Origin of the sequence: Intrasporangium chromatireducens Q5-1 (assembly GCF_000576575.1) — a bacterium.
GTDB lineage: Bacteria > Actinomycetota > Actinomycetes > Actinomycetales > Dermatophilaceae > Intrasporangium_A > Intrasporangium_A chromatireducens.
In genome coordinates this window covers 1-20,766 of record NZ_AWQS01000059.1, presented here as the reverse complement: position 1 = coordinate 20,766, position 20,766 = coordinate 1, and the positions used below count along the sequence as shown (strand labels likewise).

Genomic DNA, 20,766 nt, shown 5'->3' with positions numbered 1-20,766 from the left:
GCTGGCCGCCGGTGGTGGCTCGGCCTCGTCCGCGGCCGCGGCACCGTCGGGCTCTGACGGTGCCTCCGGCAGCTCGGGCTCCTCTGGCCCCTCGGGGACCTCGGGAACGCCTGGCGGGCCGGGTCCCTCGGGCGGGCAAGGGTCGGGCTCCTCGGCACCGCGGGCGGCGCAGAGCGCTGATGCTCAGCAGGCCGGCCAGGGTGCGGCCAGTACCTCTGCTGGTGGAGCCGCCGGTGGCGGTGCGGCCGGCGGGGCGGCTGGTGGTGGAGCCGCGGCCGGTGGTGCGGCCAGTGGGGCCGCTGCCGGTGGTGGCGCGGCCGCGGCCGGCGCGGCGGCTGGGCCGGTCGGTCTGGCGGCTGGTGCGGCATTGGAAGCAGGTAAGCGGGCCGGCCAGGCCGCCTCCGGGGCGGCTCAGAGCGCCGGTGAACAGGCAACTGGTGAAGGTGAGGGGAGCGGTCCAAGTGGCAGCCGTTGAGACGAGTAGGGGTCCGCGGACCTACGGGAACTGGCGGCGGCCGACGTCGCCGGGCATCCTCGGGCTGGGGTCGATCGGTACGGCGTTGCTGCTGGCGGGTCTGATCCTGGTCGTGATCGTGGTCATGATCGCGGGGTTGCTCGAAGCGGTGATCGTGGCCGGCGTGTTGGGCGTCGTGCTGCTGGCGGTGCTGACGAAGGACTCCCACGGCAAGAACATCATCAGCCGGGCCGGTGCCCGCGCCGGGTGGTGGACCGCGCGATCGCGCGGGACGCACATCTACCGCTCCGGCCCGCTCGGGCGTGCCCTGTGGGGCACGTATCAGCTGCCGGGCCTGGCCGCGCCGACCCGCCTCAGCGAGTTCACCGATTCCTACGGTCGTCCGTTCGCGCTGCTGCACACGCCGGCCACCGGCAACTACTCGATCGTGATCGGCACCGAGCCGGACGGGGCGGCGCTGGTCGACCAGGAGCAGATCGATATCTGGGTGGCCGATTGGGGTCACTGGTTGGCCAACCTCGGGGACGAGCCGGGCGTTGAGGCCGCTTCGGTGACCATCGAGACCGCGCCGGACTCCGGGACGCGGCTGCGCCGTGAGGTGCAGATGAACATCGATGAGAACGCTCCGGCGTTCGCCAGGGCGATGCTCGGTGATGTGATGGTGTCGTATCCGTCGGGTTCCTCGACGGTCAAGGCGTACGTGGCGATCACGTTCAGCGCTGCCCAACGCCTCGGCGGCAAGAAGCGGAAGGTCGATGAGATGGGCCGCGAGCTCGCGGCCCGCCTGCCGGGCCTGACCGCCGGGTTGCAGGCCACCGGGGCCGGGGCGGCCCATCCGCTCTCGGCGCAGGAGCTGTGCGAGGTGATCCGCGTCGCCTACGACCCGGCCGCCGCGGTGCTGTTCGACGACGCGCACGCCGAGGGTGACGTGCCAGAAATCGTCTGGCCGGAGGTTGGCCCCTCGGCCGCGCAGGCGTCGTGGAACGGTTACCGCCACGATTCGGCCTACTCGTGCACCTGGGCGATGACGCAGGCCCCGCGCGGCAACGTCCAGTCCGGCGTGCTGGCCCGGCTGCTGGCCCCGCACCGCGACATTGCCCGCAAGCGGGTCACGCTGCTGTACCGGCCGATCGACGCGGCCAAGGCCGCCGCGATCGTCGAGGCGGACCTGCGCGCGGCGGAGTTCCGGGTGACCTCGACGAGCAAGCCCGCGGCCCGCGACAGTCTCGCGGTGCGCGCGGCCGCCGCGACGGCCAGCGAGGAGGCATCCGGGGCGGGACTGGTGAACTTCGGGCTGCTCGTCACCGCCACCGTTGACGACCTCGAGAAGGAAGCCGACGCCCGCGCGGCCATCGACAACCTGGCCGCGACCGCCCGGCTGCGGCTGCGCCCGGTCTACGGGTCCCAGGATTCGGCGTTCGCGGCGGCGCTGCCGCTGGGGCTGGTGCTGCCCAAGCACATCAAGGTGCCCGCCGAGCTGAGGGAGAAGCTGTGAGCGCGAGGAAGTCGAAGCAGTGGCGTCGTGAGGCCCGCGCGGGCATGTCGTTCTTCCCGAACCCGTGGCGCGACCTGTCCAAGCGGGACAAGAAGCGGGCCATGAAGGTGATGGCTGAGCCCGTCGAGGTGCGGCCGCAGCGCCCACCGATGCGCGGGTGGCTCGGCCGCGGCCGCGGCCAGTCGGTCTATGTGCAGGCACCGGATGAGTGGCGCGGCACGACGGTGCAGGTCTGCGGGCTGTGGCCGTTCGCCATCGGCACCGGCACCCCGATGGTCGGGGTGCCGCTCGGCCGGCACATCCATACCGGGGCGACGTTGTGCTGCGATCCCATCTCCTGGTTCCAGCGGGCCAAGCTCATCTCCAACCCGAGCGCGTTCGTGCTCGGCAAGCCGGGCCTGGGCAAGTCCACCCTCGTGCGCCGGATGGCCACCGGGCTGGCCGGCTACGGCGTGATGCCGCTGGTGCTGGGGGACCTCAAACCTGATTACGTCGACCTCATCGAGGCGATGGGCGGGCAGGTCATCACCCTGGGCCGCGGCCGCGGCTACCTCAACGTGCTCGACCCCGGCGAGGCCACCGAGGCCGCCGCCCGGCTGCGCGCGGCCGGCTATGACCGGCAAGCCGCGCAGGTGCTCGCAGACGCGCACGGCCGCCGGCACACGATGGTCTCGGCGCTGCTGACGATCCTGCGCTCGGCCCCTCCGACCGACCGGGAGGAGACGATCATCGACCGCGCCTTGAAGGTGCTCGACGAGCGCCACGAGGGCGTGCCGGTGCTCGGTGACCTGCTGCGCGTGATCCAGGAAGGTCCCGAGGAGGTCCGGGCCGTGGCCCTGGACCGCGGCAGTGACGAGCGGTACAAGCAGATCACCGAGGGCCTGGAAGCCTCGCTCATCGGCCTGGTGGGCGGCGGCCGGCTGGGAGAGACGTTCTCCCGGCAGACCACCAACCCGATGCGCCGCGACGCTCCGGTGGTCTATGACGTCTCCGCGATCGACGACTCCGAGATGGACCTGCAAGCCGCCACCCTGCTGGCGTGCTGGTCGGCCGGGTTCGGCACGGTCAACGTCGCCAACGCGCTGGCTGATGCCGGTCTGGAACCGCGGCGGCACTATTTCGTGATCCTCGACGAGCTGTGGCGGGCGCTGCGCGCCGGCCGGGGCATGGTCGACCGGGTGGACGCCCTGACCCGGCTCAACCGGCAGCGCGGTGTGGGCATGGCGATGATTTCCCACACGATGAGCGACCTGCTGGCCCTGCCCACCGAGGAGGACCGCATGAAGGCCAGCGGCTTCGTCGAGCGTTCCGGCATGGTGATCTGCGGCGGGCTGCCCTCCGCGGAGATGCCCAAGCTCACCGCGGCGGTGCCGTTCTCGCTGGCCGAGCAGGACCTGCTCATCGGCTGGCAGGACCCGCCGGCCTGGGACCCGGCCACGGGTCGGGAGGCCGAGCCGCCGGGCCGGGGCAAGTTCCTCGTCAAGGTCGGTGGCCGGCCCGGCATCCCGATCAACGTCCAGCTCACCGCCGCTGAGACCTCGATCAACGACACCAACAAGCTCTGGCACGAACAGTCGCGCGTGGGCAGCCGCCAGCTGCACCTCGTGAAGGAGGCAGGGGCATGAGCACTCCGAACAACCGCCGCCGCGATCCCGGCGGCCTCGGTGCTGAGGCCGTGCTGGTGTGGGTGGCGATCGTCGTCGTGGTGATCGTCGTCGGCTCGGTCTATGCCGCCCTGCACCTGGGTCACCGGCTGGCCGGCACTCGCACGCACGTGCCGGCCGACCCGTTCTCCGCGGTTTTCGGGCTGCTCGGCGGTGACGTCGCCTGGCCCGGTGCCGCCGGCTGGTGGGTCGTGGGCGGCCTGGCCGCCATCGGTGTCCTCCTGGCGGTGCTGGTGGGTCTGCTGCTACGCCGGCTGCGCCGTAACCGCACCCGCGTGGACCGGGCCGCGTCCTACATGGGCCGCGGCCGCGACGTCGAGGCCCTGACCCGCAAGAACGCCCAGGCCACGGCCCGGCGACTCGGCGTGGAGGACTCCCCCGGTGTGCCCATCGGGCGCGCCGTGGGCGGCGGGCAACCGCTCTACGGCTCGTGGGAGGACATGCACATCGACATCTGGGGGCCGCGCACCGGCAAGACCACCTCGCGGGCGGTCCCGGCGATCCTCGACGCTCCCGGCGGGGTGCTGGTGACCTCCAACAAGCGCGACGTGGTGGACGCCACCAGGGACGTGCGCGCCAAGGCCGGCCCGGTGTGGGTGTTCGACCCGCAGGCCATCGCCCTGGAAGAACCGACGTGGTGGTGGAACCCCCTGAGCTACGTCACCGATGAGGTGAAGGCGGCCAAGATGGCCGAGCACTTCGCCGCCGGCTCGCGTGATCCGGGAGCCAAGACCGATGCCTACTTCGACCCGGCCGGCCAGGACTTGCTCGCCGGCCTGTTGCTCGCCGCAGCTCTCGACGGCCGCCCGATCACCGACGTCTACACGTGGCTGACCCGCCCGACCGACGACACGGCGGTGGACATTCTGCGCGAGCACGGCTTCACCCTCACCGCCGACCAGGTGGCCGGCGTCGTCGACGCCCCGGAGAAGCAGCGCGGCGGGGTGTTCGGCACCGCCCAGCAGATGGCCTCGTGCCTGACCAACCGGCAGGTGGCCGCCTGGGTCACCGCCCAGGGCATGACCGATCGGCGGCCGCACTTCGATCCCGAGACGTTCGTGCGTGAGGGCGGCACCCTGTACTCGCTGTCCAAGGAGGGCCGCGGCACCGCCGGCCCGCTCGTGACCGCGCTGACGGTGGCCGTCGTGGAGGCCGCCGAGGAACTGGCGGCCACCTCCCCCGGTGGCCGGCTGCGCACCCCGCTGATCGGGGTGCTCGATGAGGCGGCGAACGTCTGCCGGTGGCGCGAGCTGCCCAACCTCTACAGCCACTACGGCTCGCGCGGGATCGTCCTGATGACGATCTTGCAGTCCTGGTCCCAGGGCGTCGAGGTGTGGGGCGAATCAGGGATGAAGAAGCTGTGGAGCGCGGCCAACATCAAGGTCTACGGCGGCGGCGTGTCCGAGGCAGCGTTCTTGGAGGACCTGTCGCGGATCATCGGTGACTACGACCGGCTGTCCTCCTCGACGTCCTACGGGCGCGGGCAGCGCACCGTCTCCCAGCAGCTGCACCGTGAGCGCATCCTCGACGTGGCCGACCTCGCGGCGCTGCCCAAAGGCCGTGCCGTGGTGCTGGCCTCCGGCTCCCGGCCGACGCTGATCCGCACGCAGCCGTGGATGACCGGGCCGCACGCGGCCCAGGTGCGCGCCTCGATCGCGGCGCACGATCCGCAGGCCGAGCGCACGATCCGGGAGGCAGAGACCGAGCTGGCCGCCGTCGACGCGGCCCTGAGCACTGAGAAGGAGGCGTCGTGAGCGAGTGGGGCGACGACTACGACGAGGACGGCATCGAGGCCGAACCGATCGACGTCGACGAGAACACCGCCGAGGTGGCCGACGACGACACCGGCGAGGCGGCGGCCGAGCCGAGCCTGTACTACGGGTCCGTTGATGAGTTCCTGCGGGAGTACCTGCGTCACGTCTACCGGCGCAAGATCGACGGCCGGCACAAGGTGTGGGCGGCTCGCTGGTGGGAGTACGACGAGGCGGTGATCCGGCTCGAAGCGCTGTGGCGGTCTTGGGAGCACCTGCGCCTGGACGGCAAGACCGGGATGAGCGTGTGGTGGCGCGACCACGCCGACCATCACATGGCGGTGCTGATGGACCCAGAAGGGCCGTTCCTGGCAGCCGACGCGACCGCTGAGGAGAACCAGTGCAAGAAGGGTGCGCCGCTGCCCTACCAGGCTCCACCGGCTGGCCTGTTCCCCGACGTCCGCGAGGACCCCGGCGCAGCCGCCTGACGACGGCCGCCGCTCCGAACACAGACAGGGACCGCTCCCCTTCCGGGACGGTCCCTGTCCTCGTGTGGCGGTGCTGGTCGGCTCATCGGGCCAGGCCGGTGCGCTGGGCCTGGAGCTGCGCGCCGCGGCCCTTGGCCTTGCGGGCCTTGGGTGCCTTCTTCCCGGCGCCCTTGACCGCTTCGGTGGCCGGCGTGCCCTGGCTGACGTCGGCGCGCATCCGGGTGGCGACCACCTCCGCGTTGATGCCCTTCGCTTCCAACTCACGCGCGGTGCCCTCGCGCCGTTCGGCGCTGTCGTAGAGGTTCCTGCCGTCCTCACGGACACGCTCGGCCAGCGCCTCGCGCTGCTCGGCCTCCGCCGCCGCCCGGACCCGCTCCTCGGCGTCGGGTTCGTGTTCGGCCGCTGCCCGCGCCTCCGCAGCGCGCTGCTCCTCCTGGTCGGCCTGGGTCATGAGTCGCTGCGCCTCGGCGTTCTCGGCCGCGGCACGGTTGCGCTCACCGTCCGCCTGGGCACGCTCGTGCTCGGCGCGCTCGACCGCGGCCCGCACCGCGGCCGGGTCGGCCTCGGTGGCGTCGACGTCGACGCCGTAGCGGGTGCGCAGCTCGTCGCGCATCCGCTGTTCGGCGCGCACCGCCTCGGGGTCCTCCCGTTCCCACGCGCGGGCGACCTGATAGGCGTGGCCGATCTGCTCCGGGCTCGCCTGATTCCACCACTGCTCGCGGTAGACGTTGCTCAGCTCTGCGCGCGCCGCGCGCCGCTCGGCCTCCATCCTGGATTGCAGTTCGCGGGCCTGCTGCTGGCTGCGCGCCTCAGCCTGGCGCAGTGCCTGTTCACGCTCTCGGGCGATGCGCTCCGCGATCTGTGAAGCGGCGGTGACCAGCACCCGCAACTGACCCTCGAATGCTTCCTCGATGCCGTCGGTTTCCTCGGCCATGAGCGGCCTCCTCTCCTCCTAGCGTTCCGGTCCGCGGTCTGCGCCCGGTCTGGCGGTGTGCCGGCGGCGCGCCGGCTCGATCGTGTTCGGCACCGGCGACGTCGCCGCGGTGGCTGGCTTCGCCTGGCCGGCGTTGAGCCGGTCGAGCATCGCCTGCGCCTCGGGGTCCAGCTTCGGCGGCTCAACGGGCCGCTCGATCGTCGCGGTGGCCGTACGTCCTTCGGGCTGCGTGCGTTCGCTGGGCGGCTTCGGCAGTGCAGCGCCCACCCGGTCAAGTCGCGCCCGGACGTCCTCACTGATGAGTCTCGCCTGCCGAGCATCACGTGCGGCAACGGCCGCGTCGGCCACCCGCTCGCTGAGCCGGATCAGCTGGCGCAGCATGACCGCCTGGGCGACGGTTCCCTGGCCTCCACGCGCGGCACTGGCCAGCAGCATCGCCGCCCCGGAGATGGCGATGGTGCGCGCCTTCTCCGGCCGCACGGTCCGCCGGTACGTCTGCGCCGATCGCGACAGCGCCTCGGCCGCGGCCGCCAGGTCCCCCGGAGTCTCCTCCGTCGCGTTTGACCACGCGGCCAGCGCTCCGGCGGTCTGCCGGGCCACGGTTGCCCATGTGTCCCGATCCTCGACCGGAACCTCGCTCAACCGATCCACGAGCTTGCTCAACCGCTCCTGCTGCTCCACCCATTGCCGGGGCCTCGGCTCGGTTGCCTCCCGCCCCGGCGCGACGACGCGCCGGCCACGCTTGGCGGCGTTCCACTCCGCCGCGGCGTCCATCGCTCCGGTCGGGGTGTCCTCCCATCCGTCGCGCAGCCGGGGCAGGCTCAGATCACGGCCGAGCTGCCCGCCGCCGTACCAGATCGGTCGTTCACCGGCCTCGGGTCGCTCGGCCACGGAGTAGCCGGTGATGACGTCGGTGTGCCCCTCCGCGTACCGCGGCCGCACGAGCAGTCCCTCACGGCGCAGCCGGCGCACGAACTCCGCTTCCGACCTGCTTGCGGTCGCGCACCCGCGAACCTTCAACGACAGCAGGTAACGCGGCTGGTCGGTGCGCAGCTCGGCGGCGATGCGCGCCTTGCGGTCCGCCCCGTCCAGCCGCTCCCACGGCGGGGTGCCGGCCTCCATCTTCGTGCGCGCTCGCTCGTACTTCGCGCGCGCCCGCGCACGAGCCTGAGCCTCCCGCTCGGCCGGGTCGTAGCCGCGCGTAGCACGCTCCGCGCGTACCGACTCCAACTCCTCCAGCCCGTACTTCGTCTCCAGCGCGCGCGCCGCCGCCTGAGCGCGCCGGTAGTCGTGGTGGATCGACGCCTTGGTGCCGTCCTCGCGCACCAAGTTGACCGCGATGTGGATGTGGTCGTTGCCGTTCTCCGACAGCCCATGACGCACGGCCACCCACCGGCACGCAGCCTTCGTGCCCTGGTTGTCGTCGAACTCCATCGCCGCAATGAAGTCGTGCGCGATATCTGACCACTGCTCGTCGGTCAGTAGCTCATCGCGCTCGTCAGCGCGCAGCGACAGGGAGCAGTGCCACACGTGCCCGCCCTTGACCTCGACCCCGTAGGCCGCGCGCGGCTTGTCGAGGTGTCGGGCGATCGCCAACGCCGAGTCCCGGCCCAACTCGTTGTCGTCGTACCACGCCATCAGCGCACCATCGCCGGCCACCAGGTGCGGCTCGGTGTGCTCATTGTGCCGACCAGGACCCACCAGGTAGGTCATCAGTCCGGCCATCCGGTGGCCGCGCACGACGTTGGGCATCATCGCAGCGCCTCGGCCAACTGGTCGATCAGACCGTCGATCCGCTCCGCCGTCCGTCGCACCGCCGCCAGCGTCGCCGACGTCTCTGCCTGCGCCTCGCCGGTGGCGTTCGTCGCCCGCGCGATCTGGTTGACGTTGTTCGCGATGCCCGCGAGCACGCGGTACGCCTTGAACAGTTCGGTGAGCAGTTCATCGCGCACCGACGCATTCGCCGCGGCGTTCGCCGCGCCGCCCGCCAGCGCGGAGTCGATCAGCAGCTTCGGCACGCTCACCCGGTACCGCAGCGCGAGGGCCAGCAGCTGCCCCTCCTCCTCCGGCGTCACCTTCACCTCGTGCCGGTGCCGGCGGCCGCCCTCGACCCGCTTGCGCCGCCGCGTGGACGGGCGCGCACCAGTCCCATCCCGACCCGCCTCGGTCGGCTCAACGGCCATGCTCGCCACCTCCTCACGCCCAGCGCAGCGACCCCGCCTCCAGCGCGGGGACTCAGGTCCATCCTGGACCACCCGGCCCCGCCGGGCAACCGATCAGCCGTGCTGATCGTATAGCTTGCTCCGTCTGGGGCTCCTTTCGGGGTTCGCTCACGTCGGCAGACGGGGGCGGGCGCGGCTACGCCGCGACGAGGGCCTTTTCCTGTCGACTGATCGTCGACGCGGACAGGGTGTATCCGTACGATGGAGATATGGCGAACCAACCGAGTGTCGAAGAAGCGGTGGAGCGCGCGCGGCGCGCTCAGGAGGATCGGATCGCGGCGATTCGCACGGTGGCTCAGGCACGGCAGAGTCTGGCGGACGTGCGCGAGCAGACCGCGCGTGAGTTGGCCGAGCTGCAAGAGCAGATCGCCCAGCGCATCCGCCAGGCCGAGCAGGAGGACGTGCGCGCCTACAACGCCGCCGTGACTGCCGGGTGGACGCCGGCCGAGTTGAAGAAGATCGGCTTTCCCGAACCGGAGAAGAAGCAGCGTGCCAGGCGACGCAGCACGCGCCGCACGGCAACGTCAACGGCGGCCAAGGACGCGCCGTCACCGTCACCGGAGCAGGTCACCGAGCCGGCCCCTGAACCAGTGGGAGCGAACCATGAGTGAGTCACCAATCGAGGACCGTTTCACTGACCAGCTCGACGCCGAGCTGTCGCCACGAGCCGAAGCGGTCGGTGCACTGATCGACTACAACCATCAGCCGTCAGGTCCGGCACCGGACCTGTCTCAGCCGGCCCTCGACGACGAGGAGCACCCGTGACGGAACAAGTGCCGCTCTCGGAGTACCTGGCATCACTGCCGCACAAGGTCGGCTACCAGCTCGATGAGCGTCATGTGGCCGCCGCTGCCGTCTCTGCGGATGGCCGGCCAGGTCCGCTGGCCGCCGTTCAGTGGGACACCTCCGTGGCCTCCGATCGTGCGCTTGCCGAGGAGGTGGCGGCCACGCTCGCGCGCGTCGCGCGTGACTCCGGCTACGAGCGCTTTCTGATCGTCGGCTACGGTCCGGACGGGGCCGAGCGTGCCGGACTGCTCAGTGACGCGCTGCTGGCCACCGCGGACCTGCCGGAGCCGCTACGGGTGCACGTCGACCACGACACCTGGCGTGTCCAGCTGCCCGGCTCCGAACAGTGGTCACCGGCTCAGCCGCTGCCCGACCTCAGTGCCGCGGCGGTGCTCGAAGGGACACCGCTGCCGGCGAGTTCGCGCGAGGAGCTGGCGCACCGCTTCGATCCGTTGCCTGAACCGCTCTACGGCGACGTCGCTGCCCGCGACGCGGCACTGTTCGCTGACTCTGCCCCGTCCTTCCGCGCGGACGTGGCGGTGCGGTCCCTGCACCATCTCGCTGTGCCCGGTCAGAGCGCCGATCGCGACCGGATGGCCACCCTCGCGCACCTGACTGCTGCCGGGCCGGCGGCCGTGCGTGATGCGGTGCTCGTGGCGGCTGCCGATGATCCTGCCCGCACCGACGCGCTCGTGCGCACCTATCGCGCCGCCCCCGAGCAGCACCGCCCGGCGCTGGCGACAACGGCGGCCGCCGCGGTGTACCTCGGCGGCGGTCAGTCGCCGGCCATCGAGGCGATCTTGCGCCATGCCGACCGGGAGGGACCGAACGCCGCGCTGACCCGGCTTGTCGAGGCGGCGAAGAACCAGGGGATCAATCCGCACGAGATACGTCGCGAGATCGGCAGCGGCGTCGCCACGCAGCTCGATGAGGCCGACGCGCGTTGGCACCAGTCGCGCTCCAGCGCGGTGCGCTCGGCATCGTTTCCGACCACAGCCCGCAGCGTCGGTGCGGACGCGGCCGCGGCCGCGTATCGTCCTGCGCCCGGTGGGCGCAGCACCGGTCCCGAGGTGGAGCGGTAGTCGCGCTGGGTCACGGTGGGTCTCCCCCATCCCCCGACGCCGGAAGGATCACTCAGCACAGACCCCTGTCAAGGGCGCTTCGCGTCACTACGTGATGCGGCTGCGCCGCACCCTTGACAGGGGTCTGCGCCGAGCAAGGCGGCATCTATCGGGGGATGGGGGAGGAAAGGTCTGGGCGGCTTCAGCCGGCCCTCTCGCTCGGCTCGTCCTCGACCTTCGCCAGGGCTCGGGACACGGAAGACTTGCCCACACCGAGCACCTTGGCGATGTGCGCGATGCTCGCCCCGCCCCGGCGCATGCGCACCGCCTCAGCGGTCCGCTCCGGCGTCATCACGGTCGGCCGCCCACCGACCCGGCCCTGGGCGCGGGCGTGGGCCAGGCCCCGCATGGTGTTCTCCCGAATGGTGTCCACCCGCAGCTGCGCGAACACCGCGACAATGCCGAACAACGCCTTACCCATCGGGGTCGTGGTGTCGATATCCGGCTCCGTCAGACTCTTGATGTTCACCCCGCGCTCGTGCAGCTCGTTGATGGTCTCGATCGCCATCTTCTCGCTGCCCGCGATCCGATCCAGCCGGCGCACCACCAAGGTGTCACCCGGACGCAGATAATCCAGGCAGGCCAGCCACTGCGGGCGGTCCTTGATCCGGGAGGACTCCCCGCGGTCGACGAACACCCGCACCGCTCCGGCCGCGCGCAGCTCGGCCTCCTGCGCGGCCGGGTTCTGGTCGTGCCGGGACACCCGGGCATAGCCGACGACGTTGCTCATCGCCCCTCCCCTCGCCCGCCTCCGCCGTAGCCCCGGCCGGGGAGATAGGGGTCGCCCCGACGTGGTGCCACGCCGGACTGCTCCGCTCCGCCACGGGTCGCCTCGGTGGCCGCCCGCGGGTAGCTCGCACTCAACGGTGAACGGTGCAGCCCAGGAGGACGCGCGGCCTCCGCCGTGGTGGTTTCAGATTCACGACGTAGGTCAGCAGCCCAGCGCGTGCAGCGCTCCTTGATGCCGTCCAACTGCTCGGCGGTGATGCCGTAGCGCTCAACGTCCAGGAGCGTCACCCGATGCACGGCCTCCAGCTGCTGCGCGAACATGCTCACCTCGAAACCGGCATCACGCTCGGCAACCGCGTTCACCAGTTCCTCGTCGGTGAACCGGCCCGACCCCCGGATCGCATCGAGGTCGAGGTAGTCGCGCGGCTCACCCCGCGAGTACACCGCAGACACCTTGTTGCCGACCGCATCCTCCAGGCTCAGCACGGGGCCGACGTCGAGCCTCACCGGGGCGTTCGCGCGCCAGTCAACGCCCAGATCGACATCAAGCTGTAACCCCTCGGCGGTGCGCACCTGCAACCGCGCGAACTGCTCGACGCGGCGGACCTCCTCAACCTCATAGCCACTCCCCCGCAGGTCCGCGACGACGCGCTCGACAGCGCGGCCGAACTCGGCCGAATCCTGTCTCGGGGTGAACAGATCGACGTCCTCGGTAGGCCGGTCGCTCACGCCGTGCTCGCGGATCGCACCAGAGCCCGCCAGAGCGAAACCGGCCCCGGCAATGCCGGCCAGGGCGACGCGGGTTACCTCACGCTGCGCGTCGGTCTCGGCACTCACACACTCACCGCGGCGCGCAGCTCGGGGAAACGAGCCTCCCACAGCTCGCGAGCACGCCGCGGCAGCAGCAGCTCCTGCCACACGGCCACCAGCCGGTCCCGGTTCAAGATGGCCACCTGGTCGGCAACGCTGCCCTCCGCCACCACCGCCCGGTAGGCCAGGCCGACCCCGCCCTCCTCATCAAGGTCAACCCGTCCACCACCGGGTGCCCAAAGCACCGTGTGGGGCAGCTCGACAACGCCGCCCGCCGGACCCTTCAAATCATCCAGACGCTCGGGGACCTCATAGGGCTTCACGTCACGGACGAAAACCCGACGCTCGACCGGCACAACCCGCCGCGCCGCGGCGTGTGCCCGGCTCCGGTACTCCGCGGCGTCGATCGCGCCGCGGGCGCGGTCGGTCAGGTTCTCCACGTCCTCCCGGTTCGGGGTCCAGCCCTCGTGCCAGGCCGAAGCCAGCGACTGCACCACCGCATGGCGCTGGGTCGCATCGAGCTGCGCGAACAGCTCGGGCCAACGCTGCTCGACGTCGAACTTCTCAGCCATGACCGGGCTCCCCTCTCGATGGGTCTCGTTCCATTCTACCCGCCAACCCGAAAACGGTCTATACATAGTTTCGGGCCGATTGGGTTTCGGTCCCGAGTTCCGGGCCGAGAAATGGCGGCGTGTCGTCGATGCTCGGCAGGTGTCCGAAGTCGGCTGCACAAACGATCGTTATCGGGACGCCGCCCTGCGGTGGGTGAGTCGTCGACGCTAACCGGCGTGTCCTGTCTTGCCCTGAGGGGAGCTTCGCCGATAGAGTTCGGTCGACGGAATCGCGTCGACGGAAGCGTTCGGGCAGGAGGCGACGATGGTTCGGACAAGGCGTCCGCACGGGGAGCTGCGGGAAGCGATGCGGGAGTTCTTGGCCGCACGCGGTGGTGGGCCGGCCACAATCGCTGAGATCAAGGAGGGAGTACGTGACCGCGTTGGCGAGGCACCCGACTCCTCCTACCGCAGCAGCCTCCAAGACGAGCGGTACTTCGAGCGCGTCAGCCGTGGAGTTTTCAAGCTCCGTCCCCATGAGTGAGTCCCTAACGTCAGAGACCGCGCTCGTACGGCTCGCTCTCGCCCTCGGCGCTCTCGACGTCGGTGGACCGCTGACGGCCCGCGAGCGTGCCACGATCGAGACTGCACAAACGGCCCCAGCGCCTCCGCCGGCCGTGGCCGAATCGGTCCGTGATCTGATCCGCGACGGCCAAGACCCTCTCGGTGCGGCATTCCTTCGGCTGCGAGACGCCAGCGAGCGGCGAGGCGATGGCGCGGTCTACACCCCCAGCGCGCTGGTTACCCCGATGGTCGACTGGGTCCTGGACCAGCAGCCCGAGCGGGTCGTAGACGCCGGGGTCGGGTCGGGACGATTCCTCGCGGAGTTGCTGCGCCGAGACCCCTCGATCACCGCCGTGGCCGTCGACCTCGACCCCGTGGCCACGCTGATGACCCGCGCGACCGTCGCCGCGCTCGGGGGAAGCGGTGTACAGGTCAAACAGGCCGACTACACCCGGTTCCGGCTCCCCGCGATCACGGGCAGAACCGCGTTCGTAGGCAACCCGCCGTACGTGCGTCACCACCAACTCACCGCACAGACCAAGGCATGGGCACAGACCGCCGCAGCCACCCTCGGACACAAGGTCAGCGGCCTAGCAGGACTCCACGCCTACTTCTTCCTCGCCACCGCGCTGCACGGCCGGCCCGGTGACGTCGGGTGCTTCGTGACCTCCTCAGAATGGCTGGACGTCAACTACGGCTCCATCGTGCGAGACCTGCTGCTGGGTGCCCTGGGGGGCGAGGCGCTGCACATCGTCGTGCCCGAAGCCATGCCTTTCGAGGGCACCGCGACCACCGCCGTCGTGGCCAACTTCCGCCTGGGCGAGCAAGCTCCCACCGTCCGGTTCCGGTCCGTGGAAGACCTGGCCGACCTTGGCGACCTCGCGACGACAGGCGAGCCCGTCGCACGGGAGCGCCTGGCGGAGACACCACGCTGGTCGCCGTTCGTCCGCACCCGCCATCAGGTCCCCGAGGGCTACATCGAACTGGGTGAGCTGTGCCGGGTGCACCGTGGCGCGGTGACCGGCTCCAACGCCACGTGGATCGCTCACGGCGAGGTGGACCTTCCCGAATCAGTTCTCTTCGCCGCGGTAACGAAGGCGCGCGAACTGTTCTCAGCCGGCACGGTGCTCAACGATGACACCTCCCTGCGCCGAGTGATCGACATCCCGGCCGACCTCGACCGGTTCGACCCCGACGAGCGCAAGCTCGTCGACCGGTTCATCCGTACTGCCAAGCGGGCAGCGGTGCACAAGGGGTACATCGCCGCACACCGCAGGGCCTGGTGGTCCATCGGCCTGCGGGATCCCGCGCCGATCCTCGCCACCTACATGGCGCGCCGCCCCCCGGCGTTCGTGCTCAACGCCGTCGATGCCCGGCACATCAACATCGCCCACGGCCTCTACCCGCGCCAGGAGATGCCCGCGCACGCACTAGCGCGCCTGGCCCAGAGCCTCCGCGAGTCGATCACCCTCTCCCAGGGCCGAACCTACGCCGGCGGGCTGACGAAGTTCGAACCCAAGGAGATGGAACGTCTAGCGATTCCAGACCTCGATACCCTGCTGTCCCATGAGCCTCTCCCCCCCGCGGTGGTCAACTGAGGAGCTAGAGGCCGGACGCCGCAAGGCCATCGAGCTGTTCCGTCAGAACCGCATGGCCGAACCGCTCGAAGATTACTTGGCGCACTTCCAGGAAGTGCGGGAGGCCGTCGAAAACCTCCTCGAAGGCACCGTCGACCTCTCCCGGCTCCACGAGGACGCCGCCGGCCGTCTCGGTGACCGGGCCCAGCAGGAGGTGGTGCGGTACCTGGCTGGCCCGCCCATTTCGGCTGATGACCTTAAGGTCATCGCTGACGCTCGTCTATCAGCGACGGCCCTCACCGCAGACGAGCAGATGGCCCGTCGCGTGATCGACACCGTGCTGCTGGGGCTGGACCGCGAACGCTTCCCCTGGGTGGGCGAGGACCGAGAACCCACCGAGACAGAACGAGCCGCGGCGATCACCAGCACCGCCGCGCTCATCGCCGCTCGCCGCGTCCTGACCGCTCGGGCGAACGAGGCCAAGGGCGAGCAGGAGGAGAAGGTCAAGGCGGCGCTGAGGGCGGAAGGGTTCACCGAAGCAGCACCCCGCACGATCGCCACCCTGCACGACGCCCCAGGGGCCGGTGAGTTCTGCGGAGAGAGCCTGTTCGGCACCCGGAAGGCTGACATCATCATCCGCCTGTGGGACCACCGCGTGATGGCGCTCGAATGCAAGGTCAGCAACTCCAGCACCAACTCGGTCAAACGTCTCAACAACGACGCCGCAGTGAAGGCCGGCATCTGGATCGACGAGTTCGGCAGGGCACAGACCGTCCCGGCTGCGATGCTCGCCGGAGTCTTCAAGCGGCACAACCTCGAACAGGCGCAAGACCGCGGACTGACGCTGTGGTGGTCCCATGACCTCGACCAGATGGTGAAGTGGATCGAAAAAACTAGGGACTGAGCCGGCCAATCAGCTCTCGTCCGCCCGTAGTTGGTCACGTCTGACAGACGTCACTGTGCCGAGGACGGCGGGTGATCGACCGGCTCGGCCGCCCAGCGCACGACTCCGTTCGCGGAGTGCGCGGCGGCGATCGCTTGTGACGCGGCCGCGAGGGCTGAGGCCGCTCGGTCCAGTTCCGCTGCGGCAGTGACGGTGCCCGTTGCGCCGTCACCGCGGGCGTCCTCGCCCTCGTACTCCACACCGTCGACGACGCCGGCATGCCACGCCCCCAGCTGCCTACAGACCTGTTCAAGGTCGTCGACGGTGGCTCGCAGCTCTCCGAGCAGGAAGTAGGAGTCCGATGGGACCGGCACGCTGCGCGTGGAATGTGCCAGCATCCGGGCTCGCTCCTCTAACTCACCCGCGATCCGGACCTGTCCGGCTTCCTCATTCGTAACCATGGTGTCTTTCCTCTCGGTGAGGCGAGTCGTTAGCCGGTGCCGGCGGTCGGCGTAGCCGGCGGCCTCTGGGGTGGCCTCGTCCGACGTCGACGAGACCGGACACCTCGGCCATGTAGCCAGCCGCGAGGCCGGCCGTTGCTGCGCTGGCCATGACGGGCACCTGCTCGGCGTCTGCGGCGGCAAGCAGCTTCGGGATCACCGCGGCGCGTAGCGCGCGCCCTCTCCCGGTGCCGGGTCGTGCGCTTGCGTGATCCTGCACGTGCCACCCGTGGCGGGAGGCAGCGATCACCAGAACCGCGTCCCTCTGGGGGGTCATGTAGTACCTCGCCCACGGCCGGGCCGCGAGCACGATCTGGATCGGGACTGTCAAGGGCAGGGTCGGCCACCACAACACCGCGAGCACGATGGAGAGCAGGCGGCCACCTCCCCGACCGTGCCTTGCTCCGTGGAGGAAACCGCGCTCGTACCACCACAGGAACCGGGCGTAGTCGACCACCCTGGGCGCTGGCGCGACGTCATCGAGCACCGGCGGGCGAACGGTGGTGGAAGCCATGACGTCGGCCCTGCCTCATCGCCCTAGTTCTGGCCCGCGGGGACCGGCGGCCGGCTGGGTCGGCCGGGCCTGGCTCACCGTGACGTCGCGGGCCTGGGGCGCGGCGGGGAAGGAGGCCGCGCGGGTGACCGTCACGGTGCCGGCAAGAGGGACCCGCTGCCCCTCGGGGCTGAGGGTGAACGCCTCGACGACCTCGGCCCGGTCCAGCGGGATGCGGTAGTGCTGCTCGCCGTCGGGAAACTCGTCGTCGAGCTGGGCGTCTGCGGCGTCGACGCGCACGTGCACGACGGCCTCGCCGTAGCCGGTGGCCTGGCCGTCGACGTGGGTGGAGACGAACGCCTCGCGGGTGTTCTCGCGGGTCAGGAACTGGCCGGTGGCGACGATGGCGCGGGCGGCGTCGACGTTGGTGCGGTGGTACAGGTCCAGTGGCTGGCTCATCGCAGGGTCTCCTGCGCGCGGGCGGTGTAGGTCAGTCCGGCCCGGCGCAGCGCCTCGGCCGGGGTGCCGGCGCTCCAGTCCGGGGCCTCGCCGGTCATCGGCAGCGGGGTGCGCGCTCGAGCGACCTCGTGCAGCTGGCTGCTCAGGTAGTCCCACGTCTCGGTCTCGCCGCGGACCAGCTCGACCACCTCGACGTCGCACGTGACGGCGTGCTCGGTCAGCGCGGCGCGCACCGCGGCGGTGTAGGCCGTCAGATAGGCCGCCTTGTCCTGCTCCCACAGGGTGTCGATGGCCTCGGTGATGGCTGCGGCTTCGGCGGCTTGGTCCTCGGTCAGGGTCTCGTCGCTCTCGCGCGTAATGGCGTCGGCGCGCTCCTCGTCGTACATCTGGGTCAGGCCGAAGTCGTAGAAGGTGTCCTCGACGTCGAGCACCAGGCGCACCGGCTCGGTGCGCCAGCGCAGCAGGTCACCGGGCTCGGTGCCGGCGGTGCTGTGCACGATCTGGCGCACGTAGTCGGCTTCCCACGATCCGGGCCGGCCGGCCAGCAGCGCCTCGACGCCGCCGACGTTGGCCGCCACGGTGGTCAGCACGTGACAGGCGATCTCTGCGAAGTCGACAGGCTCGACCTGGGCGTGCTCGGTGCCGGCTCCGCGCACCCGCGTGCGGCGGGCCGCGGCGGTCAGTGCCGTGATCGCCTGGGTGATCGGGTCCGGGCTCTGCTCGGGCGTGGTCATGGTGTCCTCGTTGCTGGTCATGGCTACTGCCCCATCGGTCGGCCCTGGGGCAGCTCGCGTGCCCCCACGGACGGGAACGGCTTGCCGCCGTTGTACTTGGCTTCCAGCCGTTCGACCTCGGCCATCACGGCGTCGTTGATGAACTGTGACAGCGTGCGCGCTCCCTCGGTGGTCATGGTGTGCAGGATCGCCCCGCGCACCCGGCCGGTGTCCTCGGGGTCCTGGTAGAAGGAGACCTTGTGGCGGTACTTCGTGGCCTTCTTCCGCGGCCGCGGTGCCTCCTCCTGACGCTCCGCACCCGGTGGTGCCGTCTCGGGCTCCTCCTGGGTCGGTGGTGTTGGCGGTGCGACGGGGCTCTGCCCGGCCAGGCTCGACCGGCGCGGGGCCGGTCTGCGGCTGCTCGGGGTGGTCATGACTCTCCTTCGATGACGGTCAGGTGGTCGGTGTAGAGCGCGCCCAGCGCGGCGGCCTCGGCGCTGCCCCACTCGTCGAGGCCGCGGGCGGCCTCGGTGGCGTCTGCGATGACGACGCGCTTGGGGATCGGCGGGGCCAGGACGCGCAGCCCGCGGGTCTCGGCGGCGGTGTGCAGCTCGTCGAGCCACGTCTGTCCCGACACGGTGCGCTCCTCGTGCTGGTTGACGACCACGCCGGCCACGCTCAGGCCGGGGTTGTAGTAGCGGCGCACGTTGTCGATGGTGTCGAGCAGCTGGGCCAGGCCCGACAAGCTCCACTGCTTGGAGTGGGTCACGATCACCACGCCCTGGGCGGCGGTCAGGCCGTTGATGGTCAGCTGGTCCAACGACGGGGCGCAGTCGATGAGGATCACGTCGTAGTCGCCGGCCACCTCGGCCAGCGCCTCGCGCAGCCGGCCCTCACGGCCGGCCCCGGCGATCACGAGCTCATCGCGCACGTAGCCCAGCGTCACCCCGGACGTCGGCACCACGTCCAGGCCCGGCCACACGCCGGGCACGATGACGTCGGCCACGGTCTCCGGGGCACGGGCGCTGAGCGCGTCGGCCAGGCCCGCCTGGTCCTCCCCCACCGGCTCGGCGGCCGCCACGGCGGTGAGATTGCCCTGCGGGTCGTTGTCCACCACCAGCACCCGCCGGCCTTGCAGCACCGCGGCGCGGGCGAGGTGGAACGTCGTCGTGGACTTGCCGACGCCGCCCTTTTGGTTGCATAGGGCGTATATACGAGCGGTCACGGTAATACCTCCAATAGGGTCAAGAGTACTCTTAGGGGTGCGGCGCTCACCAATGGAGCACCGCACCCCTGTGGCCGCTGACTCAGAACGCCGGCTCGTGCGCGTCACCTTGGCCGGCCCGCTCGACGCTGACGGACTGGCCGCGCAGGCTGACGGCGACCTCATCGGCGCGCACCTCGTGCTGGATGCGGGTGCCCTGCTCCCCGCGGTACTCCGTGACCCGGTAGCGGCCGGCGAAGGTGACGCGCACGTTGCCGCTGCGCTCGGCGGTCTCTACCAGGGCGGTGGCCTGCGCACCGCTCACGGCGACGTCGTAGGCGATGGGCGGCCCGTCGGTGTAGCTACCGTCCTCCTGGCGGATGCGGTCGGAGACGATCACGCGGGCGTAGGCGTAGGGGCCACGCTCTCCCTGGCGCAGCTCGGGGGCGGCGGCGAGGTTGCCGGTGCGGACGATGTAACTCATGGTTCCTCCTCGGTTCGGGATTGCAACTCTAATAGTACTGTTAGGGCTAATGGTAGTGCAAGTGGGCCGGCCGCTCCACCTCCAATCGGTGACCGTCCATCTGCGAGGGGTAGAACACCCACTCGATGCCGCTGGCCGGGTTCGGGGACTCCAGGCGCACGCCGTGCACGGGCGATCCGGGGGCGATCGGGCCGAGGGCGTCGGTGACCCGCAGCGGGGTGCGGTAGCGGCGGCCGTCCAGGCTGAGGATGACGTCACCGGCGCGCAGGTCCGCCAGTCGGGTGAGGACGATGGTCGGCATGATAGCTCCTGCCTCTATTAGTACTGTTAGGGGGAACGGGGTCACTCGGTGCGGGTGGCGATGCGGGCGATGTGGTCGGGGCGGAAGCCGGACCAGTGGTCCTCGCCGGTGCCGTCCTCGACGACGCACACCGGGGCCTCGGAGTAGCCCAGGTCCTCGGTGACGTACTGCCGGGCGGCAGGGTTGGTGCGGATATCGACCTCGACGAAGGGCACGCCCTTCTTGGTCAGCGCCGACTTGGTGACGGTGCAGCGACCGCAGCTCGGGCCGGTGGTGTAGACGGTCACGCTCAACATGGCAGGGTCCTCCTGTCGGTCATTCTTTCGGCTCGTTCCTGATAGCGGAGCATGGGCCGCCGGCAGCGTCCCGGAGTGCAACCCGTGGGGCGGCGGGGGAGAGAAGTTCGGCGCGAAATAAGGGAGCGAAGCGACCGCGTGCCGAAGTTCTCGGCGGAGCCGGCGGCGCAGCCGCTTGCGCGCAGGGCGCGGCGGCCATGATGGAGCGCCAGGAACGAGCAGAGACACACATCCGCAGCCGCCGGCCGGCAGGCCGGCGTCCGTGT

Annotated in this window: 24 protein-coding genes; 9 read left to right on the top strand and 15 right to left on the bottom strand. The window is 70.8% G+C overall.

From position 1 onward, the window contains the following. Positions 1 to 461: 461 nt before the first annotated feature. The 4 genes from N864_RS09385 (at position 462) to N864_RS09370 (ending at position 5,873) form a co-directional block, all read left to right on the top strand. Complete coding sequence (locus N864_RS09385; protein WP_205620907.1) at positions 462 to 1,970, top strand: SCO6880 family protein; 1,509 nt, start codon at positions 462 to 464, stop codon at positions 1,968 to 1,970. A 149-nt stretch (positions 1,971 to 2,119) separates the two neighbouring features. Then, positions 2,120 to 3,595 (top strand): ATP/GTP-binding protein, encoded by a 1,476-nt coding sequence (locus N864_RS09380; RefSeq protein ID WP_240474274.1) that lies wholly within the window; start codon positions 2,120 to 2,122, stop codon positions 3,593 to 3,595. Further along, positions 3,592 to 5,388, top strand: coding sequence for a type IV secretory system conjugative DNA transfer family protein (locus tag N864_RS09375; protein WP_034715865.1), 1,797 nt, complete (start codon positions 3,592 to 3,594; stop codon positions 5,386 to 5,388). The genes N864_RS09380 and N864_RS09375 overlap by 4 nt, the downstream gene beginning before the upstream one ends. Next, entirely contained in the window at positions 5,385 to 5,873 is a 489-nt protein-coding gene (locus N864_RS09370; protein ID WP_081793624.1) for a DUF4913 domain-containing protein, read from the top strand. The genes N864_RS09375 and N864_RS09370 overlap by 4 nt, the downstream gene beginning before the upstream one ends. Before the next feature lie 82 nt (positions 5,874 to 5,955). Here the strand turns inward: N864_RS09370 and N864_RS09365 are convergent, their stop codons facing one another. From N864_RS09365 to N864_RS09355, 3 genes are read right to left on the bottom strand one after another with little or no spacing between them, the layout of a single operon-like run. Further along, positions 5,956 to 6,807 carry a hypothetical protein gene (locus N864_RS09365; protein ID WP_034715864.1) on the bottom strand — a complete coding sequence of 284 codons (852 nt, stop codon included), beginning with the start codon at positions 6,805 to 6,807 and terminating at the stop codon, positions 5,956 to 5,958. 18 nt (positions 6,808 to 6,825) lie between these two features. Next, positions 6,826 to 8,562 carry a relaxase/mobilization nuclease domain-containing protein gene (locus tag N864_RS09360; RefSeq protein ID WP_034715863.1) on the bottom strand — a complete coding sequence of 579 codons (1,737 nt, stop codon included), beginning with the start codon at positions 8,560 to 8,562 and terminating at the stop codon, positions 6,826 to 6,828. Beyond that, on the bottom strand, positions 8,559 to 8,990 hold the full coding sequence (locus tag N864_RS09355) for a MobC family plasmid mobilization relaxosome protein (RefSeq protein WP_034715862.1): 432 nt from the start codon (positions 8,988 to 8,990) through the stop codon (positions 8,559 to 8,561). Before N864_RS09355 ends, N864_RS09360 begins: the two co-directional genes overlap by 4 nt. A gap of 248 nt (positions 8,991 to 9,238) precedes the next feature. Between N864_RS09355 and N864_RS09350 the strand changes: the two genes are divergently transcribed. Genes N864_RS09350 through N864_RS09345 form a run of 3 tightly spaced genes read left to right on the top strand, consistent with a single transcriptional unit; the run spans position 9,239 to position 10,897 of the window. After that, positions 9,239 to 9,640: a hypothetical protein gene (locus tag N864_RS09350; protein WP_205620906.1), complete on the top strand. Its 402-nt coding sequence runs from the start codon at positions 9,239 to 9,241 to the stop codon at positions 9,638 to 9,640. Continuing rightward, positions 9,633 to 9,794 (top strand): hypothetical protein, encoded by a 162-nt coding sequence (locus N864_RS24665; RefSeq protein ID WP_155892887.1) that lies wholly within the window; start codon positions 9,633 to 9,635, stop codon positions 9,792 to 9,794. Before N864_RS09350 ends, N864_RS24665 begins: the two co-directional genes overlap by 8 nt. Next, positions 9,791 to 10,897 carry a DUF4192 family protein gene (locus tag N864_RS09345; protein ID WP_034715861.1) on the top strand — a complete coding sequence of 369 codons (1,107 nt, stop codon included), beginning with the start codon at positions 9,791 to 9,793 and terminating at the stop codon, positions 10,895 to 10,897. The genes N864_RS24665 and N864_RS09345 overlap by 4 nt, the downstream gene beginning before the upstream one ends. Positions 10,898 to 11,078: 181 nt before the next feature. Here N864_RS09345 and N864_RS09340 read toward each other — a convergent pair whose 3' ends face one another. The 3 genes from N864_RS09340 to N864_RS26010 are packed head-to-tail and all read right to left on the bottom strand — an operon-like array spanning position 11,079 to position 13,047. Then, positions 11,079 to 11,666, bottom strand: coding sequence for a recombinase family protein (locus N864_RS09340; protein WP_034715860.1), 588 nt, complete (start codon positions 11,664 to 11,666; stop codon positions 11,079 to 11,081). Continuing rightward, a complete protein-coding gene (locus N864_RS09335; RefSeq protein ID WP_081793622.1) occupies positions 11,663 to 12,502 on the bottom strand; it encodes a nucleotidyl transferase AbiEii/AbiGii toxin family protein in 840 nt (279 codons plus the stop codon). Before N864_RS09335 ends, N864_RS09340 begins: the two co-directional genes overlap by 4 nt. Further along, complete coding sequence (locus N864_RS26010) at positions 12,499 to 13,047, bottom strand: antitoxin VbhA family protein (RefSeq protein ID WP_240474273.1); 549 nt, start codon at positions 13,045 to 13,047, stop codon at positions 12,499 to 12,501. Before N864_RS26010 ends, N864_RS09335 begins: the two co-directional genes overlap by 4 nt. Before the next feature lie 515 nt (positions 13,048 to 13,562). On the opposite strand from N864_RS26010, the gene N864_RS09315 reads away from it, so the two are divergent. Continuing rightward, on the top strand, positions 13,563 to 15,188 hold the full coding sequence (locus tag N864_RS09315) for a class I SAM-dependent methyltransferase (protein WP_034715858.1): 1,626 nt from the start codon (positions 13,563 to 13,565) through the stop codon (positions 15,186 to 15,188). A gap of 52 nt (positions 15,189 to 15,240) precedes the next feature. Next, positions 15,241 to 16,071, top strand: coding sequence for a XamI family restriction endonuclease (locus N864_RS09310; protein ID WP_205620905.1), 831 nt, complete (start codon positions 15,241 to 15,243; stop codon positions 16,069 to 16,071). A 50-nt stretch (positions 16,072 to 16,121) separates the two neighbouring features. Here the strand turns inward: N864_RS09310 and N864_RS09305 are convergent, their stop codons facing one another. The 9 genes from N864_RS09305 to N864_RS09265 form a co-directional block, all read right to left on the bottom strand. Continuing rightward, the gene (locus tag N864_RS09305; protein WP_205620904.1) at positions 16,122 to 16,448 is read right to left on the bottom strand and encodes a hypothetical protein; all 327 of its coding nucleotides are present in this window, start codon (positions 16,446 to 16,448) and stop codon (positions 16,122 to 16,124) included. A gap of 49 nt (positions 16,449 to 16,497) precedes the next feature. Further along, the gene (locus N864_RS09300; RefSeq protein WP_051518399.1) at positions 16,498 to 17,064 is read right to left on the bottom strand and encodes a hypothetical protein; all 567 of its coding nucleotides are present in this window, start codon (positions 17,062 to 17,064) and stop codon (positions 16,498 to 16,500) included. 15 nt (positions 17,065 to 17,079) lie between these two features. Further along, complete coding sequence (locus N864_RS09295; protein ID WP_034715855.1) at positions 17,080 to 17,502, bottom strand: hypothetical protein; 423 nt, start codon at positions 17,500 to 17,502, stop codon at positions 17,080 to 17,082. Beyond that, positions 17,499 to 18,257 carry a hypothetical protein gene (locus tag N864_RS09290; protein ID WP_034715854.1) on the bottom strand — a complete coding sequence of 253 codons (759 nt, stop codon included), beginning with the start codon at positions 18,255 to 18,257 and terminating at the stop codon, positions 17,499 to 17,501. The genes N864_RS09295 and N864_RS09290 overlap by 4 nt, the downstream gene beginning before the upstream one ends. Before the next feature lie 2 nt (positions 18,258 to 18,259). Beyond that, a complete protein-coding gene (locus N864_RS09285) occupies positions 18,260 to 18,649 on the bottom strand; it encodes a ParB family protein (protein WP_034715853.1) in 390 nt (129 codons plus the stop codon). After that, complete coding sequence (locus N864_RS09280; RefSeq protein ID WP_051518398.1) at positions 18,646 to 19,440, bottom strand: ParA family protein; 795 nt, start codon at positions 19,438 to 19,440, stop codon at positions 18,646 to 18,648. Before N864_RS09280 ends, N864_RS09285 begins: the two co-directional genes overlap by 4 nt. Positions 19,441 to 19,522: 82 nt before the next feature. Continuing rightward, positions 19,523 to 19,903 (bottom strand): single stranded DNA-binding domain-containing protein, encoded by a 381-nt coding sequence (locus N864_RS09275; RefSeq protein WP_034715852.1) that lies wholly within the window; start codon positions 19,901 to 19,903, stop codon positions 19,523 to 19,525. A gap of 46 nt (positions 19,904 to 19,949) precedes the next feature. Then, positions 19,950 to 20,204 (bottom strand): hypothetical protein, encoded by a 255-nt coding sequence (locus N864_RS09270; protein ID WP_034715851.1) that lies wholly within the window; start codon positions 20,202 to 20,204, stop codon positions 19,950 to 19,952. Positions 20,205 to 20,245: 41 nt separating this feature from the next. Continuing rightward, positions 20,246 to 20,497 (bottom strand): glutaredoxin family protein, encoded by a 252-nt coding sequence (locus N864_RS09265; RefSeq protein WP_034715867.1) that lies wholly within the window; start codon positions 20,495 to 20,497, stop codon positions 20,246 to 20,248. Positions 20,498 to 20,766 lie beyond the last annotated feature (269 nt).